Consider the following 16,280-nt stretch of genomic DNA (forward strand, 5'->3'; position numbering starts at 1 on the left):
AGGCTTTCTATGATCACTGACGGATTTAGCTATCTAGCTTTACTGATGGCCATTGCAGCATCTATTGTATTTGCCGAGAAGAAGACGAAAGCAAAGATCTTCGCATATCTTCCTGCTATCGTTATCATCTACTTTGTCGTCATGCTTTTCTCCACATTCGGGCTCTGGCAGAAAAGCGAGTCGATCACGGCTACCTATAAAACATTCAAATCCGACCTGCTCCCGGCAATGATCTTTTTGATGCTGCTGCATGCAGATATACGGGAGATCATAAAACTGGGCAAAAAGATGCTGTTGACCTTCCTTCTGGCATCGGTAAGCATCGCCATAGGCTTCATAGGTATGTTCACCCTCTTCCACAGTTCCTTTGCGTCTGATTCATGGAAAGCATTCGCTGCGCTTTCAGGTTCCTGGATGGGCGGTACGGGGAATATGGTGGCTATTCAGGGTGCTTTGGACCTCCCTGATGCCGCATTGGGGTACACGCTGCTCATCGATTCTGTTGATTATGCCGTCTGGGTCATGGTACTGCTTGCCCTGGTACCCTTCGCCAAACGCTTCAATGCCTGGAGCAAAGCAGATACTTCTGTCATAGATAAAGTCGGGAAGCATCTCGCACTCAAGGATGCCCAGCGCAAAGCGATCACTTTCCCCTCACTTTTCCTGCTGCTGGGCTCAGCACTGCTCGTTTCGGCATTCTCACAGTATGCAGGTGCACTGCTGCCAACAACGGATTTTCTTACCATGACGACCTGGGTAGTCATCATAGCTACTGTTGCAGGCATACTCTTTGCCATGACACCTGTTGCAAGGCTTTCAGGCTCTTCCGAACTGGCGAGTATCATGCTCTATCTCATCGTTGCACTCATTGCCTCACGTGCCAATTTTGCTGAACTGACGGAAGCACCGCTCTATATTGTGGCCGGTTTTGTCATTATTGCTATACATGCAATTATCATGATATTTTTTGCAAAAACATTCAGGCTTGACCTTTTTTCTCTAGGAGTCGCATCTCTTGCCAACATAGGCGGTGTAGCTTCAGCGCCCATACTTGCCTCTGCCTATTCAAAAGCATTGATTCCCATAGGTGTGCTCATGGCCATGATGGGGTATATCCTGGGTACCTTTGGTGGATTGATGGTAGGAAAGGTCCTTGAAATAATCGCAGCTTAGGCTGTCACGATTTGTTCACAATTATTGTATAAAATAAAAAATCAAAATACAAAAGGATTTTAAATGTTAAGAAAAAAACTGAAGCATTTGGGTGCGATCGGTGTACTCTCCTCAGCGCTGCTTTTTTCAGGATGTACCCCGGAAGATCAGGCTTTCGCATCCGGAGCTGCCATGGGTGCAGTAGCCGGTGTAGCACTCTCTTCATACAGCTATCCGCGTTACTACGGATATCCGTATTACTATTACGGCGGAAGATACTATTATGGCGGATATTACCGTAACGGGTATTACTATTATCGCGGCTATCGATACAGAGGCGGATACTTCTATTATCACGGGTACAGATACTACAACGGCCGGCGCTACCGAGCTCAACCTGGAAGGTATGGCTACTACAGAAACAAAAATGACTATAAAAGATACAGAAACCATAGAGACAGAAGATACAACAGGTCAGGTAACAGGAGTCATGCAGCAGCAATACGCAATAACAGAGCTGTACCCACACAAAGAGCACGTAGTTACCATCGATAGTAAGAGGAATTAAAAGGTGAAAGAAAACAAGGCTTTGACAGCAGATGAACAGCTTATAGCGTATGAAAAGTACAAAGCAGAACTCCTGACAGATTATCATGATCTGAAATTGGAACTTGCGTATGCGGCGGATAGTGTCGAAGAGGGATTGATCAAAAAGAAACGAGAAAGACTTTCCCGACATATCAAAACGCTTTCCTCAAAAATAGACCAGCTCAGAGCAGAGGAAAATCAGACGTGAAAATAAGCGGTATCAGAACGGCTCTGCTCAAAGCACCTCTTAAAAACCCTTTTGTCACATCTTTGCGGCGTGTAGATGCTTTGGAGGACCTTGTCGTCATTATCGAATGTGATGACGGATCCATCGGTTACGGGGAAGGTGCCCCTACCCCTGTTATCACCGGTGAGACCATCGGTTCCATGAGAGCAGCTATTGCATTGATGGAGCCGTTCCTTGTCGGTAGAGAGATAGAAGAGTTTGATACCCTTCTCGATCATGTCCATTCCCATATCATCAAAAATACGACTGCCAAATCCGCGCTCGAGATCGCACTGTACGATCTTAAAGCCAAATCCCTCTCCCTGCCGCTCTACAGAATGCTTGGTGGTGAAAAGAGAGTGTTTGAGACTGATCTTACCATCAGTATGGGAGAGATAGACAAGATGATTGCTGACTGTCTCGATGCGGTCTCTCTGGGTTATAACTCACTCAAGATCAAAATCGGGGATGATCCCCAAAAAGACATTGAACGCATTATCGCTATACATGAAGCTCTGGACGACAGTATCCGACTGAGACTGGATGCTAATCAGGGATGGACGGCAAAGCAGAGCGTTGAACTCCTGCAAGGCATTGAAAAACGGGGCATCATCGCTGAATTCATTGAGCAGCCTGTAGCGGCGGATGATATTGAAGGGCTGAAATATATTAAAGAGAGAGTACAGACCCCTCTGCTTGCCGATGAGTCGATCTTTTCACTCAAAGATGCCCGCAGACTGCTTGAACTTGAAGCCATAGATTATGTCAATATCAAGCTGGCAAAGACAGGAGGGATTTCAGAAGCACTTGCTCTTGCCGATCTTTCCAGTGATTTCGGCGTCAAATGTATGATAGGCTGTATGCTGGAGGGTCCCATATCTGTAACGGCAGGCGTACATGTCGCCTCAGCCAAGGCAGACGTTATCACTATGCTTGATCTGGATGCAGTCAGTCTGCTGGCCTCCCACCCTGTTGAAACTTCTGTTCAGTATGATCAAAGTCAAATTGCCCTTTCAGATGATCTGGGTCTGGGTATTTTTGGAGTTGGCGAGCTTCAATTTTTATAATTTTCTTTTTTGGACAATACAACTTCTATATAAAAAAGATATAATTATCCAAGGTCTTTAACGGAGGACGACGTACAAATGGAGTAGATTGTGGATGACACTATAGACTATTTGAATGAAGTAAAATACAGCAAACAAAGACTGCTTGTACTCTTCATGATTACATTTTTCATTATTGCTTTTTGGCAGCAGGCAGCAGATACTTTGTCTCAAAAAATATTATATGCAGGCCTTTTATTGACCGCACTTGGTATTGTTTCGCTCATTCACTATTTTTTTATTCTTCGTTATCCTGACAAAATAGCTGCACTGAGAAAAACCTTTTTACTTCTTTTGGACCTGGCTATATTGACTTTTCTGATAGCTCTCTTTGAGAAAGAGGGGTTGTACCTGTTTCCTCTTTATATCATCATCAATATGCAGACCGGTCTCTACTTTGGTATGCAGTATTTTTATATAAGCCTTATCACAACTTCAGTTTCCTGGATTGTTTTGCTATTCTATTCACCCTATTGGGCCGAACACTTCGATATCGTTGCTGTGTTTGCAGTCACTACCTACCTGATATCTTTACTCTATCTCAACTATATCATAAAAGCTTACGAAGTGATGGATACGCTCTCCGAACAACTCTCGATCGTTTCAGAAGATGCCTATCATGATAGCCTGACCGGCTTGGCAAACAGAAAGACATATACAGAAGAGTTGAAAAATGCTTTTAAGGAAAAGTCGTTTTTTGCACTTATTTTTATAGACCTGAACAAGTTCAAAACGATCAACGATACCCATGGGCATGATATTGGAGATGAAGTGCTGAAGGAAGTTGCAAGAAGACTTCTTTCCCAATTGAATGAAGAGGACTTTCTGGCAAGGTTCGGCGGAGACGAGTTTGCTATTATCTCCCGAAAGAAAAAAGTGTTTTTGCCAAAATTAATTGAAAAGCTTGAAGGGGCTGTGATCGGCTACCATACAGTGGATGGGAAAAGCCTGCATATTGAATTGAGTATTGGTATCAGTTTGTATCCTGATGATACCAAAATGTCTGCATTGCTGGGAAAATATGCAGATATTGCCATGTACGCTGCGAAGAAAAGAGAAGATGCCTATCATGTTTTCTATAAAGATATTTCCGCTGACAAACACCCTGATGATATTGTTTGAGCCAACAACAATACAGTAATTTCTCTTCACCGGCATCAGACATACACTCTCTATTAACTTATCTGTATTAGAATAGCGGAAACCAAAAGAAAGCATACGCAGATGTACAGAAAGATTCAACTTATTCTATTGATACTATTTTCCTTTTCCACACTTCTTCCTGCCCAGTATTTGCTCAAAGAGAGTACCCGAAAACCAAGTAAGATAGACCATATGCCAAAGCATAAAGTGGCAGATATGCGAAGAATTCCCCAAGATCCTGCCTATTATGCCAAACAGATCAAGCCTTGGCCCAAAGCCAGACAAAAACGTGCAGATGGGCTGTTTAACCGCAAATATTTCAAGCCGTGGCATCTGAAGAAACTGGATATTCCTATGAAGGATTTTGGCTGGGAAGTGCGTTTCGTGACCAAGAACAGAATATACACGGAAAAGGGGAAACAGATACCGGCATCGATCTATAAAAAGTGGATAGAGAATGCCAATTATAAACACAAAAATGCAAGACGTTACAAAGCCATTACCACGGAGCGTACCAATGTCAGGGCTTTACCTACTTCTACCCCTTTCTACCTCGACCCGCACCGTGTGGGAGAAGGATTTCCTTTCAACTATAACCAGAATTCAGCCCTGCATATGAATGTACCGGTTTTCGTGTCGCACTTCTCAAAAGACGGCAAGTGGGCATTTGTACGCGCCTCTTACGCTTTTGGCTGGGTCAAGGTGCATGATATAGCCTTTGTTGACAATAAATTCATTCGCACCTTCCGAAACGGAAAATATGCCATGACGGTCAAAGATGACCTCAGACTCTATAACGAGAAGGGCAAAGAGGTCAGTTTCGTAAAACTGGGTACTCTGTTCCCCATGGCAAAAGACGGCAAGCACTACCTGGCGGCAAAACGGGACCGTAACGGCAAAGCGCAGATAGAAAAGGTTTCTGTTGCCAATTCAAAGACCATTGCAAAAAAACCGCTTCCTTTCACTGCCAAAAATGTCGCAAGGGTGGCCAAAGAGTTCTATAATGAACCCTATGGCTGGGGCGGTGGCTACGGCTGTCGTGACTGTTCTGCTACAACCAGGGATTTTCTGGGTGTTTTCGGTATCTTTCTCAGACGTAACTCAAGCAAACAGGCAAAGGATGGACAGTCCATTCCCATAAAAAACATGCCAAAACAGGCAAAAAAGAAGAAAATCATCCGGGAAGCGGACCCTTTCCGTTCCCTGCTCTACGTACCGGGGCATATTGTACTCTATTTGGGAGAGTACAAAGGAGAGCCGGTCGTTATGCATACTTACTGGGGTATACGCAAAAAAGATGGTTCAAAACTGATAACCGGACGTACCATCATCACTTCTACTGAACCAGGCAAGGAAAGAAAAGATACCAAAGAAAGCAGCAGGCTTATCAATACACTGAAAACAATTGTGAAGTTTTAATGCATAATCCGGGTTTATCCCATACACTCAAGTAAAGAAGGTAAAATACACGCTATGAAAAGAAAAGAACGTATTAAACTATTCACCACTACAATCATTGCCGGGGAATTTAAGGGCAAACAGATAGAGATACCCGATATCTCAACCACAAGAAGCTCCAAGTCGATACTGAAAGAATCCTTCTTCAATACCGTTCAGTTCGACATTATCGACAGGAATTTTGTTGAAGTCTTTGCAGGCAGCGGTTCAGTAGGGCTGGAAGCACTAAGCCGCGGCGCGGCGCAGTGCTACTTCATGGAGTACAACAAGACCGCATTCCGTTCTCTTGAGAACAACATCAAGCAGACCGACCCCAGCCGCTGCCACGCCTTTTACGGAGACAGTTTCGAGAATTTTGCCACCGTATACGGCTTGCTGAAACGTCAGGGAGTAAAAACATACTTCTATTTCGATCCGCCCTTTTCTACCCGTGACGGTATGGATGAGGTTTACGACAAGACCATTACCCTTATCGAGCAGATAGAACCTGATATATGTGAAATGGTCGCGGTTGAACATATGACCAACCTGACGATGCCCGAAACAATAGGTGCTCTTGAAAAGCTTAAAAAGAAAAAATTCGGACGCAGTACACTGACCTACTATCGTCCAAAAGGTGAAGCATGACAAAAAAAGAAGATCATATCGCTCTTTTTATAGACTGTGACAATATATCACACAGATCGATAGAAGGGATCATCAATGAACTGAGCAAGTACGGCGTAGTGAATATCCGCCAGGCTTACGGGAACTGGACAAAAGACAACCTCAAGAACTGGGAGGACAAACTTCTCGAGTTTGCCATAAAGCCCATACAGCAGTTCGACTACTCGAAGAACAAGAATGCCACGGACATTCTCATGACCATCGATGCTATCGACCTGCTGCATACCAAAGATATCGATGCATTTGCATTTGCTACAAGTGATTCGGACTTTACACCAGTGGTCATGCGTGTACAGGCCGAAGGTATCAAGGTATTCGGTTTTGGGGAGAAAAAGACTCCCAAACCCTTTATGGCAGCCTGTTCACAGTTCATTTTCACCGAAAAACTGATGGCGACATCGGTCGTCAAGCATGAAGATATACCGAACGCTGAAGCAACAACACCTGTACGCAAAAGCGGTAAAGAGATGCGTCAGGATACCTGGCTGGTCAATGTATTGCGAAATGCCGTGGACCACACTATGGATGAATACGGCTGGGCAAACCTTGCCGATGTGGGGACCTACATCAACAACTCCACTTCCTTTTCACCCATCAACTACGGTTACAAGAAACTGAGCAATCTTGTCAAGGAAATAGACCTTTTTGATATCGCCTACGATGAGCACACCAAACAGCTGAGTATCAGAGACAAACGCTGGAAGAATTAAATGGACCCTTTTATGCGGGAAGCCTTCCTTGAAGCAAAAAGAGGGATAGAAGCAGGAGACGGCGGTCCTTTCGGTGCCGTTATTGTCAAAGACGGAAAGATCATTGCGTCTGGGCACAATGAAGTGGTCAAAACCAACGATCCCACCGCGCATGCCGAAATGAGTGTCATACGCAAAGCCTCTGCAAAACTCCAAAACTTCAAGCTTGAAGGATGCTCACTCTATGTGACAGGAGAACCCTGTCCCATGTGTTTCTCCGCGATCCACTGGGCACATATAGACAGGGTCTACTACTGCAACACAAAAGAAGATGCTGCCCGCATCGGTTTTGACGACAGCCTGATCACCGAGATCATTCTAGGGAAGAAAAAAGATCCGGTCTCTTTCATTCATACTGCTGATCAGCAATGCAAGGCACTTTTTACAGAGTGGTATGAGGATCCGGATAAAATAGCTTATTAAGCTTCCACTGTTTTCTTCACTCCCTTCTTTTTAGGCTCCGGTTCAACGAACTCCCCTTTGATCAAGCCTGCTTCATGCAGGAACTGCGAAGGCTTGTAGTCGATCTTTTTGACTTTGTCGTATTGGGCCAGAGAAAGGTAAAGTTTATCTTTTGCCCGTGTGACAGCCACATAAAACAGCCTTCGCTCTTCTTCAATGCTGCTCATCATCTTTCTGTTGGGGAAACGGCCGTCCACCAGGTCGACCACATAAACTTCCGGGAATTCCAGGCCCTTACTTGCGTGTACCGTAAGCAGATTTACCCCTTCCCCTTCGCTGAGTTCCCCTCCTCCAAGCACCATGGCATTGACAAATCGTCCCAATTCCCTGTATTGTCGCGAGAGGTCAAGCAGCAGGTTGGCTTTACGGTAAATGCGCTCTCTTGCAACCTTTTTTTTCTCTTCATCCACTTCCCCTGTTTTAAGACGCCCTCTCTGTATCGAGAGCATTTCAATTATCCCGTTGTAGAGTTTGGATGAAATGGCTGTCCGGAGAATCTTGGCAGGATTCTTCTCGGACTTGATCTCATTCATCAGTCTGTAGAAATCATTGAAGAACTTTACACCGTCCTGAATGATCTTCGGGTGCTTTAGCAGCGGATGGCCGTAAACATAGTGCGGCAGGTCAAGATGTTTGAAACGCGTGGCCGAACCGATATCATGGTCATCGTCAAAGAGCCCAAGCTGGACATTCTTGTTCGGATTGAGTTTGGGCAGCTCCGAATTGATCGGGTAGAGCACGCCCTGCATAAAATCACCATTGCCAAAATGAAGAAAACACTGAAAAAACTCTTTTGAGAGTGCGGAACCAACGCCCGAAGCGTATTCAAAAATATGTATGAACGCCATCATATCCTTGGGATTGACCAGCAGGGAGAGTAGATCGAGGAGAAATTTGATCTCTTTGGCATCGAAAAAACTTGTTCCACCCTTTCGTTTGCATGGGATCCCTACTTCTCTGAGGCTTGCTTCGATCCCGTCGGCAGAAGAGTTGTTGCGGAAGACCACTGCAATACTGTCATTGGGGACATGGGTATGTTTGATACTCTGTGCAATAGCCTGATACTGTTCAAAGAGGTCTTTGTACATCAGCAGCCTTGGTGGATGTGTCTTTCCGTGACGCCCTACTTCAAGTTTTTTGGGGTAAATGCGTTCGTTGCGTTCTATAACCCTGTTGGCAAGAGAAAGAATGGGGGCAGTAGAGCGGTAATTCGTTTTGAGCGTAAAAACATTGGCATCGGGGTATCGCTTGGAAAAGGTAGCGATATTTTCTATATTCGCACCATTAAAGGCGTAAATACTCTGATCATAATCCCCGACGCAAAAAAGCGAACGTGGTTTGAGCGTATCGATGAGCGCACCCTGAAGCGTGTTGGTATCCTGGTATTCATCTACCAGCACCTCTTCAAAGTGTATGGTGTTCTCCTCAAGATGGCTTTTCATACGCAGCAGCAGGTCATTGAACGAAGCAAAACCGTAATCGATCTTCTCCTGCTCAAACTCCTGCACAATATCCATATAGGCATCCATGATCACTTCATGTTCTGGGTACTTTTCCAAAAACCACTCATCAAATCCCTCAAGAGAGGCATTCTGGTATAGGGAGTACATCTCGTAGAGGTAGGTGGCTGAAAATGGTGACAAAGGCAGGTTCATACGCTCAAAATTTCGTTTTTCGTAAATACTCCTGAAAAGTGTTTTAAGTTCTGAAGGCTGTTTGAGCGCAAGGTGGGGGTGCAGTTCTTTGAGCCATCGGTAGGAGACGGCATGAAACGTACCTGACTCAATACGCGATACGACTTTTTTGGGAAAATAGCGTTCCAGACGGGCGATCATCTCTCCTGCGGCTTTATTGGTAAAGGTCAGCAGTAGGATCTTCGAGGGGTCCATCCCTTCATTCAAAAGATGGGCAATACGTCCGACAATGGTCGAAGTTTTCCCTGTCCCTGCACTGGCAATAATGAGATTCTGTCCCAGAGGTGCAGTGGCAGCGCTGAGCTGTTCATCGTTGAGTGTGCTGAGTGGCAATTATTTGTGCCCAAGGATGTAGTACGTATTCTTGTTGTCAACTTTTTTCAGATCAAGCTTGTATTTGTCCGCCCAGTGCTTCACGATCTTGTTAAAGGCAGTGAGATTGTCCGCAGAACTGTCCTCGTTACATTTGATCTTGAGGTAGTTTTCCGAGTTGGACATAGCGATATACCCTTTTTCTACTGCCAGAGCATCGTTGAAAGAGGGTATATGGGGAGAGAACTTTTCAAAACCTACTGTATTTGCAATGATATCGTTGATTTGTTTGAGGGTCTGAGGGTTCTGTGTATAGCCAAGTTGTGTCAAAAGTGCTTCGGGTGTTAGATTGAGATGCATATGCTTCCTAATGATGTAAATTGAAATCAGATTGTAGCAAAAAAGAGGTTAGGAAAGAGAAGAGAGTTTAAAACAATGTCTCTTTTGGGGCTCCGATCCTCGCTATGAGATCTTTGTAGTGTTCCACGTTCTGAAAAGCTTTTTCATAGCGCCAGCGCAATACGAATTCTATGATCTCGTTCTTCAATGTCGGATCAAGTGTTTCAGCTTTTCCAAAATAGCCAAGAGAGACATTTTTCGCTTTTTTCTTTCCGTTCTTGTCAGGCTCATAGGTAATGGCAATGATCTGTATATATTTACCTTCACGCACCTCTCCAAAATCTTCTTCTTTGAGACCGATACCCGAAAGGTTCATTGCCTTATAATGAAAGATATCGTCAAAATCAGGGGATTTTTCAAAGATCTTCAGCTTTTCATAGAGGTTTTTCACTCTTTGGATGTTGTCTTCTCTAACCTGTTCAAAATTGGCACTTTTTTCTGCCGGTCTTTGTTCTTTTACCGCTACACTTGCAGGTGTTGTCTTCTTTTGACTCTGTGGTTTTTTATCAACGGCAGGAAGTACATCTTTTTGAGATAGTTCTTCTTCCAGACGGCTGGTAAGTGCCTTGAGTTTGTCTAAGCTGCTCGACATACATTCCCTTTAAACAGGGTGTACATGCACCCTTCAAGTAAATATTAGATAATATAGTACTGCACATTTTATAATATGAAGATTAAATAATAGTGAATAATATCAATTTTTCTATTTTTTAATGTAAAAAAATGTACTGTCTTGATATCATTTAATATTTCAAATGCTCTCCTACTGCTTAAGAGCTCTTAACCAATCTTTGGATAAAATCCCATACCATACATTAAATAATATAAAACAACAGGGGTAAGGGAAAGTGCAGTACTTGGAAATAAGAGGCGGAAAAAACCTAAGGGGCAGCGTAACGATAAGCGGTGCAAAAAATGCGGCACTTCCCGTGATTGCAGCAACGATCCTGAGTGACAAAGAGGTCACGTTGACCAATCTCCCTGATGTAGTAGATATCCGTACCCTGCTCAAACTCCTTACGATGCTTGGCGGCAAAGTCGAACATGAAGGTACCATTGCCAAGATAGACAACGGAAGTATCAATTCACATAAAGCAGTCTATGAGATCGTTTCTCAAATGAGAGCTTCTATCCTGGTATTAGGTCCTCTCCTCACCCGCTTTGGCGAGTGTGAAGTCTCTCTGCCCGGAGGGTGCGCCATTGGACAGCGCCCTATAGACCTTCATCTAAAAGCGCTTGAAGCCATGGGGGCCCAGATCACAATAGAAAGCGGTTATGTCCATGCCGTTGCGCCCAAGGGACTGCACGGAGCAAAGATAATCTTTGACAAGATCACAGTAGGCGGGACGGAAAACATCATTATGGCCGCAGCTCTTGCGAAAGGAACGACCACTATCATCAATGCAGCCAAAGAACCCGAGATCGTACAGTTGTGCAAAATGATCGCAGATGCCGGAGTGAAAATAGAAGGCATCGGTACTAATGAGCTCATCATTGAGGGAACAGACGGTATACCACTTACCTTTAAGCCAGTCGAGATCATTCCTGACCGGATCGAAGCAGGGACTTATCTCTGTGCCGGTGCCATTACCAAGTCTGAGATCACCCTGAAAAAGGTCAATGCAGAGCATATACGTGCCTCAATAGACAAGCTTGAGAATATGGGATTCACTTTTGATATTGACGATGACAGTATCACTATTCATCCTGCAGCTCTTATCAAGCCCGTCAGTCTCATCACGACAGAGTATCCCGGTTTCCCTACCGATATGCAGGCGCAGTTCATGGCAGTTGCTGTCGTAGCAGAGGGTGAGAGCCTGATAGAAGAGCGTCTTTTTGAAAACCGTTTCATGCATGTGAGCGAACTCAACCGTCTGGGGGCCGACATCTGGCTCAAAGGGAGTGTTGCTGCGGTAAAGGGGGTCAAAACGCTTCATGGTGCGGATGTCATGGCAACTGATCTGCGGGCCAGTTCCGCCCTGGTACTTGCCGGGCTTGTGGCAGAGGGAACGACCAATGTCCGCCGTATCTACCATTTGGATCGTGGATATGATAACCTTGAGGGGAAACTCGCTGCGCTCGGTGCCGATATCGTCAGAAAACAGGCAGAAGCGTAGGTCAAGATGCCTAAAGAGATCGAGCGTAAATTCCTAGTCAATCCGGAACTGCTCCCTGTTCTTGAAAATCCCCATGTGATCAGACAGGGCTATATCCCCACACAGGGGACTGCTACCGTCCGTATACGCATCAGTAACAACAAAGCCTTTCTGACGCTCAAAGGCAGGGCAACCGGCCTGACGCGTTCTGAGTTCGAATACCCGGTTCCATTGGAAGATGCGGAAAAAATGCTTCAGGAGCTTTGTGTCCCTCCCCTGATAGAGAAAAAACGTTACCTTATCCTCTACAGGGGTCATACCTGGGAGCTTGATCTCTTCGAAGGGGATAATGCAGGTCTCATCGTGGCTGAGATAGAACTGGACGATGAAAATGAAGCCTTTGAAAAGCCACCATGGGTCTCGCAGGAAGTTTCATTCGACCCGCGATACCGTAATGCCAATCTCATTACCCATCCCTATTCCAGGTGGTAAATTTTTTAACGTTGTAGATATTCCGTCATCTCTTTTTTAGGCAAAGGCCGCGAGTAGTGGTATCCCTGTATGATGTAACAGCCCTGTTCAAGCAGATATCGTACCTGGTCGCGTTGTTCCACGCCCTCTGCAATGATCTCAAGCTGCAGACTCTCTGCCAAAGCAATGACAGCATTGGTAATGGCACAATCCTCAGCATTGTAGGGAAGATCGTGAATGAAGGATTTGTCAATTTTCAGTTTGTCCACGGGAAAGCGTTTCAGGTAGGCCAGAGAGGAGTATCCTGTACCAAAGTCGTCTATGGATATTTTGACGCCCATCTGGTTGAGCATCGTCAGTTTCTTGATGGAACGTTTCGGGTTGAGCATTACCTGGTTCTCGGTGATCTCAAAGGTCAGCCATTTGACTTTAAAACCTGTTTCCAGAAGTGTTTTCTGCAGCTTGAAAAAGAAATCGTTCTTCATAAGCTGTGAAATCGAAAGATTCAGAGAAAGAATGCCCGGGGCGAGTCCCATTTGCTGCCACTCTACCATATCGCTCATTGCCTGACACATGACATAGTGGTCGAGATCTTTGATGAGTCCTGTCTCCTCTGCCAGCGGAATAAATGCATCCGGCGGCACCAGGCCTTTTTCGGGATGATCCCACCTGACAAGCGCTTCCACGCCGACCAGACTTCTGTTCCGGGCATCGATCTGAGGCTGGTAATAGACCAGCAGTTCATTCTCCTCTATCGCTCTGCGAAGCTCTTTCTCCATCGTCGCCTTTTTCAGTGCGATATTCATCATCTTCGATGAATAGAACTGATAATTGTTCCTTCCTTCCTCTTTGGCTTTGTACATAGCAATATCCGCATATTTAAGCAGGTCATGCATATTGATGGCATCTCTGGGATATAGACTTATCCCTATACTTACGGTGACATGAAGTGTCTGATGGTCGATCACTATCGGCTCTTTCATCGCATCCATAATCTTTTCTGCTACTTTGGCAGCAGATTCTGGTGTAGCAAGCTCATGTACAAGCAGCGTAAATTCATCTCCTCCAAGACGAGACAGGGTATCTTCTTCCCTGACGCATTTAATAAGCCTTTTAGCAACGATCTTCAGCACTTCATCTCCCATATAATGCCCGAGTGTGTCGTTGATCTGTTTGAAATTGTCCAGATCTATGAAGAAAACACCAAAGCTTTCCTGATGCCTTTGTGCATAAACGATCGTCTGCTGAAGCCTGTCATTGAAAAGTGTTCTGTTGGGAAGCTGGGTCAATGGATCGTGATAGGCCTGAAAATTCAGTTTTTTCGTCTGTTCAAGCAGTGCTTCCTCGATCTCTTTTTTCTGTGTGATATCCTGTGAATAACGTGTGATGCCAACGATCCTGTTTTTCTCATCTCTTAGAACCGAAGCGGATACATCCGTATAGATAACTTTCCCTTCTTTTGTCTGTTTGCGTATCTGATCTCGATAGGATCCGTACAGAAGTGTCTGCATTTTAATCCATCGTGCCTTCTTAAGCTCATCCTCCGGATAGAGAATATCAATGTTCCTCCCGATCATTTCAGAAGCATCATACCCCAGTAACTCGGTTGCCCCATGGTTCCAGTGAATAATTTTGTTGTCCAGGTCAGTCGAGATCACCGCATCATGTATCTGTTCGAGTATCTGTGCCTGTTCTATCTCTTTCTTTTCGATGGCTACCAAATGTGTGATATCAAGGTTGAAGATGATCATAGCATCCCTGTCATGGTACTTTCCGTACTGCGCATAGGTCTGTACCGGGTATTTACTGCCATCCTTTTTTGTGTAGACAGTCCTGTTAAGTACTGTACCATTAGCCCGTATCTCTTTTTCAAATTCCCTAAGCTGCTTATGGGTGATCTCTCTGTTGATATCCAGAATGGAAAGTCTGCATATCTCTTCACGGGTATAACCCAGTTTCCGGATAGCCGCATCATTGGCATACAGGTAGCGGAAGGTGCCCAGCTCAACGATCAGTACTTCACCGCTGGCGTGTTCTATGATATCGGCCAGTTCTTTGTTCTCCTGTTTTAGCCTGAGCTGTTCAGTGATATCGAGTGTTGTTCCAATGATCTTGTCCGGTTCACCCTCTTTGTCGAAGAGCATTTTGGCATTGATCAGCACAGTAATGATCTCTCCGTCTTCACGCCTGACACGAAGCGAAATACTTTTGACCTCTCCATCCTGCAGGCTTCTCAGTCCCTCATAGGCAATATGCCTGTCTTTTTCAACCACCCGTGAAAGAAAGGTGTCAAGTGTCGGCTGTGTGCTTTCCGGATCCAGCTGGTAGATATCATAACTTCTTTTCGACCATTGTGAAGTATTGTGCTTCAGGTCTATCTCCCAGCTTCCGAAATGTCCGATCTCCTGTATTCTGTTCAGGGCCTCTTTCTGTGCTTCTATTACTCTGGTTTTCTCTTCAAGTTTTCCAAACTCTTTTTGGGCCTCTTGCATATTTACATTCAGAAAATGGGACAATGCCTTTGCCGATACCTGATATTCATTCAATACAATATGTTGTCTATATATTTTTTTATCTGTTTTGTGAGACGATTCACTGAGGCCCAAAATCGTCATTGTCTGGTTAAGCAGCGCCTTTTTGCCTGAAAAGGAGAAAAATTCACCATAGGTGAAAAATCCCGATACCGGCGCTACACTCTGTAATGGTTTTATCTCCTGTTCAATAAACTCAGGCAGGAATCTTCTTCTAGCCATACATGAATAGATAAAAATGGATTCAACAGGCTGGGAAACAATAGACTGGTCGATCTTTTCGGACTGATCCAAAAGCATCTTGGCATCACCGTATCCGAAATAGACTGTGTCTCCCTGATGAAAGTTCCCCGCAAAAGAGAGGGAGCCGTCCTCATGTAGCGACAGGATCGCCCTGGCCGTCAGTTCATCTCCTTTTCGGATGATCAGGGGAAACTCAAGGCCGATGGCAGGCAGTTTTTTGGCTACATCTTCACCAAAATATTTTTTATATACGTCATAGGCCGACATGTCATCAATGGTATAGACACGGTTTCTATCGACTTTCGTTACAACAAGGCTCCTGCCGATAGGCTGCCAGTTGAAATTGTATTCTGTATAGATATGCAGGTGCGGATTGGACAAGGCTACCCCTACTGCCCCGTGTGAAGTAATCTGTTTGCCTGTGAATACATAAGTGTTTTTAAACTGCGCATAGTCTCCGGCCATTCCACCGGCTACGGTCACTTCCGGATAGACAGCGTCGATACCTCCAAGAAACTCTTCTCCATTGCTTTCTGTGCCGTCCAAAAACGCAATGAGTACTTTTTTGTCTTGGGAAAGGATGGCGTGTGCCAGTGTCTGTCCTATCTTAAAACTATCCATCTTGCCGTCACCATCCACAAAGAGAGGATAGAGGACAGTATTGTCAAACTGTGTCAGTGAAATGACATGGGTATGGGTAGTAACTTTACCCGAACAAATCTCCCCGTCGGTCGTCGAACCTATAATGACTGCCCGTGGAAAAAGTGAAACAATCTCTTTTGTCATTACCGCAATGTCGGCTTTTTCAGTATAGCTTGTAAAGACCTGTATCAGCAGTTGATCATTGTCGACAATACCCTCCTGTATAACCAAGTCCTGAAAATGCTGCTTGTCTGTATAGTAGGTATTGACTGTTCTCATCACTTCACTTTTATTACGTATATTAATAACATATTATAGTCAAATAGACAACAAATCACAATA

At 44.8% G+C, this 16,280-nt stretch carries 15 protein-coding genes; 11 read left to right on the forward strand and 4 right to left on the reverse strand.

The features are described from left to right. The first annotated feature begins 9 nt into the window (after positions 1-9). The 9 genes from YH65_RS05705 to YH65_RS05745 all read left to right on the forward strand — a co-directional run bounded on the left by YH65_RS05705 (position 10) and on the right by YH65_RS05745 (position 7,511). Positions 10-1,173, forward strand: a complete 1,164-nt coding sequence (locus YH65_RS05705; protein WP_046551026.1) for a DUF819 family protein — start codon at positions 10-12, stop codon at positions 1,171-1,173. 63 nt (positions 1,174-1,236) lie between these two features. Beyond that, entirely contained in the window at positions 1,237-1,707 is a 471-nt protein-coding gene (locus YH65_RS11395; RefSeq protein WP_084722036.1) for a hypothetical protein, read from the forward strand. Between the two features lie 16 nt (positions 1,708-1,723). Next, entirely contained in the window at positions 1,724-1,948 is a 225-nt protein-coding gene (locus tag YH65_RS05715; protein WP_046551028.1) for a hypothetical protein, read from the forward strand. Continuing rightward, entirely contained in the window at positions 1,945-3,033 is a 1,089-nt protein-coding gene (locus YH65_RS05720; protein WP_046551029.1) for a dipeptide epimerase, read from the forward strand. Before YH65_RS05715 ends, YH65_RS05720 begins: the two co-directional genes overlap by 4 nt. A 90-nt stretch (positions 3,034-3,123) precedes the next feature. Next, the gene (locus YH65_RS05725; protein WP_046551030.1) at positions 3,124-4,194 is read left to right on the forward strand and encodes a diguanylate cyclase domain-containing protein; all 1,071 of its coding nucleotides are present in this window, start codon (positions 3,124-3,126) and stop codon (positions 4,192-4,194) included. A 102-nt stretch (positions 4,195-4,296) separates the two neighbouring features. Next, positions 4,297-5,634, forward strand: coding sequence for an SH3 domain-containing C40 family peptidase (locus tag YH65_RS05730; protein WP_046551031.1), 1,338 nt, complete (start codon positions 4,297-4,299; stop codon positions 5,632-5,634). A 54-nt stretch (positions 5,635-5,688) separates the two neighbouring features. Continuing rightward, positions 5,689-6,300: a 16S rRNA (guanine(966)-N(2))-methyltransferase RsmD gene (gene rsmD / locus YH65_RS05735; protein ID WP_046551032.1), complete on the forward strand. Its 612-nt coding sequence runs from the start codon at positions 5,689-5,691 to the stop codon at positions 6,298-6,300. Further along, positions 6,297-7,049, forward strand: a complete 753-nt coding sequence (locus tag YH65_RS05740; protein ID WP_046551033.1) for an NYN domain-containing protein — start codon at positions 6,297-6,299, stop codon at positions 7,047-7,049. Before rsmD ends, YH65_RS05740 begins: the two co-directional genes overlap by 4 nt. 12 nt (positions 7,050-7,061) lie before the next feature. Beyond that, positions 7,062-7,511 carry a nucleoside deaminase gene (locus YH65_RS05745; protein ID WP_245609169.1) on the forward strand — a complete coding sequence of 150 codons (450 nt, stop codon included), beginning with the start codon at positions 7,062-7,064 and terminating at the stop codon, positions 7,509-7,511. Here YH65_RS05745 and YH65_RS05750 read toward each other — a convergent pair. The 3 genes from YH65_RS05750 to YH65_RS05760 form a co-directional block, all read right to left on the reverse strand. Beyond that, the gene (locus tag YH65_RS05750) at positions 7,508-9,577 is read right to left on the reverse strand and encodes an ATP-dependent helicase (RefSeq protein ID WP_046551035.1); all 2,070 of its coding nucleotides are present in this window, start codon (positions 9,575-9,577) and stop codon (positions 7,508-7,510) included. The genes YH65_RS05745 and YH65_RS05750 overlap by 4 nt on opposite strands. Further along, the gene (locus tag YH65_RS05755) at positions 9,578-9,916 is read right to left on the reverse strand and encodes a hypothetical protein (protein WP_046551036.1); all 339 of its coding nucleotides are present in this window, start codon (positions 9,914-9,916) and stop codon (positions 9,578-9,580) included. Positions 9,917-9,983: 67 nt separating this feature from the next. After that, positions 9,984-10,547: a hypothetical protein gene (locus YH65_RS05760; protein WP_046551037.1), complete on the reverse strand. Its 564-nt coding sequence runs from the start codon at positions 10,545-10,547 to the stop codon at positions 9,984-9,986. A gap of 256 nt (positions 10,548-10,803) precedes the next feature. Here YH65_RS05760 and murA point away from each other — a divergent pair, with 256 nt between their 5' ends. Beyond that, positions 10,804-12,072 (forward strand): UDP-N-acetylglucosamine 1-carboxyvinyltransferase, encoded by a 1,269-nt coding sequence (murA, locus tag YH65_RS05765; RefSeq protein ID WP_046551038.1) that lies wholly within the window; start codon positions 10,804-10,806, stop codon positions 12,070-12,072. A 6-nt stretch (positions 12,073-12,078) separates the two neighbouring features. Beyond that, the gene (locus YH65_RS05770) at positions 12,079-12,543 is read left to right on the forward strand and encodes a CYTH domain-containing protein (protein ID WP_046551039.1); all 465 of its coding nucleotides are present in this window, start codon (positions 12,079-12,081) and stop codon (positions 12,541-12,543) included. A 5-nt stretch (positions 12,544-12,548) separates the two neighbouring features. Here the strand turns inward: YH65_RS05770 and YH65_RS11240 are convergent, their stop codons facing one another. Beyond that, positions 12,549-16,217: a bifunctional diguanylate cyclase/phosphodiesterase gene (locus tag YH65_RS11240; RefSeq protein ID WP_052746105.1), complete on the reverse strand. Its 3,669-nt coding sequence runs from the start codon at positions 16,215-16,217 to the stop codon at positions 12,549-12,551. Positions 16,218-16,280: the final 63 nt, after the last annotated feature.

Origin of the sequence: Sulfurovum lithotrophicum, from assembly GCF_000987835.1 — a bacterium.
In the GTDB taxonomy this organism is placed as follows: Bacteria; Campylobacterota; Campylobacteria; order Campylobacterales; family Sulfurovaceae; genus Sulfurovum; species Sulfurovum lithotrophicum.